General features: G+C 55.4%; 2 protein-coding genes. Both read left to right on the top strand.

Annotated features, from left to right (window positions below; all coding sequences use genetic code 11):
• The first annotated feature begins 254 nt into the window (after window positions 1-254).
• Window positions 255-377 carry a hypothetical protein gene (locus AC13C0_RS14950; RefSeq protein WP_264756443.1) on the top strand — a complete coding sequence of 41 codons (123 nt, stop codon included), beginning with the start codon at window positions 255-257 and terminating at the stop codon, window positions 375-377.
• 257 nt (window positions 378-634) lie between these two features.
• The gene (ltrA, locus tag AC13C0_RS14945; RefSeq protein ID WP_482954647.1) at window positions 635-2146 is read left to right on the top strand and encodes a group II intron reverse transcriptase/maturase; all 1512 of its coding nucleotides are present in this window, start codon (window positions 635-637) and stop codon (window positions 2144-2146) included.
• Window positions 2147-2279 lie beyond the last annotated feature (133 nt).

The raw sequence follows: 2279 nt of genomic DNA, 5'->3' as shown, positions 1-2279 counted from the left end.
TTGCGACATGAAGTTGCATAAGTATATGTTGTAATTCGAGTTATTTTCGTAGTTGTTGGCTCTGCGCACCATTGGCCCACCCAACAGAGAAGTACTCGAAAGCGCAACCTGGTGTTCTACCACCAGTATCCTACCCACCATGCGAAACGGATTTGGTATGAAGCGTTGGGGACAATGAACCCTGTTAAGAGGAACCGTGAGGGGAATCGGAACTGCCAGTGCCAGGCGGTCGGGGGCTAGGATGGAGCGATAGGATGAACGTAAGTGAAGAATCGTTGACGTTCCGTGAGATGCCAGATCTGCCAAAGGCGCTGACAGGCAGTCACCAAAAGGTAAGCAATCTCGGTCGTCGCCTTGATAACGTGGGCGGCGCGTAGACACCGCATTGCCGGGATACAGATTCCATCTACGTCGCTCGTAAAGGTGCTTATGCAGAACATGGCAATGTCGTAGAGCCTTCAGGGAGGAAGAAGGTAACCCGTAAGGGAGCCGGTGACTCTGCGTCGATGAGATGGGGGAAAAAGCGAAGGGTTTCCTGTAATGGGAGGCATACGGATTCAAACTTTGTCCGGCACGAAAGTGAGCCCACGTCCCCTCGGTGCTTTGTTGCGAGAGAGCTGACAGAATCGATTTCATGAAGGAACGACAAATGATCGCCGCCACGGCGAGTGCACCTTCAACCGACGCCCAACGCTGGCAGTCCATAGACTGGCCGGCGATGGAAAAGCGCGTGTATCGACTGCAAGTGCGTATCGCAAAATCTATCCGCGAGCAGCGGTGGGGTAAGGCGCGAGCCCTGCAACATCTGCTATCGCGCTCGTTTGCGGCAAAGCTGATCGCCGTCAGACGGGTCATATCCAATAAAGGAAGCCGCACGGCAGGTGTTGACGGAGAGCGGTGGGCCGCTCCCGGGCAATACTGGCGGGCGGCGCAACAACTAAGGACAGCCGGTTATCAGGCGCAACCACTGCGCCGGATCTATATCCCGAAAAAGAACGGTGACCGCCGTCCTTTGGGGATACCCACCCTTCATGACCGGGCGATGCAAGCCCTCTATGCTCTTGGGCTTAACCCCATTGCGGAAACCACGGGAGACAAACACTCTTACGGTTTCAGGGAAAAACGCAGCCTGCACGATGCTTGCAAACAGGGCTTCATTATACTGGCCCAGAAAACCGCGGCCCAGTGGGTTCTGGAGGCAGACATCAAAGCCTGCTTCGACCGCATCAGTCATGACTGGTTGTTGACGCATATCCCGCTGCCCAGGCGGGTGTTAGGGCAGTGGCTTAAATCGGGGTACTTGGACAAGGAAGCACGCTACGAGACGGAAGACGGCACCCCGCAAGGTGGCATTATCTCGCCCACCCTCTGCAACATGACACTGGATGGCCTGGAAGATCTGGTTGTGCCGGCGTCCCGCAGTCAGGGGCGCAGCAAACTGCATATCATTCGATATGCGGACGACTTTATCATCACCGGGACCACCCCCGCCATTCTGGAGCACGAAGTCCGGCCCAAGGTCGAGCGCTTTCTGGCGGAGCGTGGGCTACAGTTGTCAGTAGAGAAAACACGTTTAAGTCATATTGATCAGGGTTTCAACTTTCTGGGCTTTCACTTCAAGAAGTACCGGAAAACCCTGCTGATCCAGCCCGAGGACGGCAAGACCGGAGAAGTGCTGGCGAAAGTGCGAGGGGTGTTAAAGAAATACCGAGGCATCCCCTTCCATGCTCTGCTGGCCAAACTCAATGCCGTGATCCGGGGCTGGGCCTATGCGTACCGACACGTGGTAGCGAAACAACGCCTGAGTTACGTCGATGACAGGATCTACCCACTGGTGAAAAAGTGGCTACAACGGGAACACCGATCCAAGACGTGGGCATGGATAAGGAAACGCTACCGGGGTTGCTTCAAGGGTCGCATAGAGTATGGGTGCCACTACCCGACAACATCGGGCATGAAACTCATACGCTTGTTCAAGGCTGGAGACTTACCGATCCGGTATCACAGCAAAGTTCGCAGTGACGCCAATCCTTATGACCTGGCCGACAGCGACTACTATAAGGCGAGAACCGCAAGGCAGCGAATGCACGCGCGCCGGGACCGAGTCTTCTTGAACAGCTCGTCCTACGAGAAACTGGCCGCCTGAATGGATGCGTTATTGGATGTGAATAGGTGGGTCGCCTGGGCGGCCTTTAAAGGGCTTGAGCTGTATGATGGGAAACTATCACGTACAGTTCTTATGGGGCGAAGGGCCGGAAGGCCCTTAGCTACCAGGTTTG

Source organism: Marinobacter sp. B-21 (genome assembly GCF_056857895.1).
This window is presented reverse-complemented; position numbering and strand designations above follow the sequence as displayed.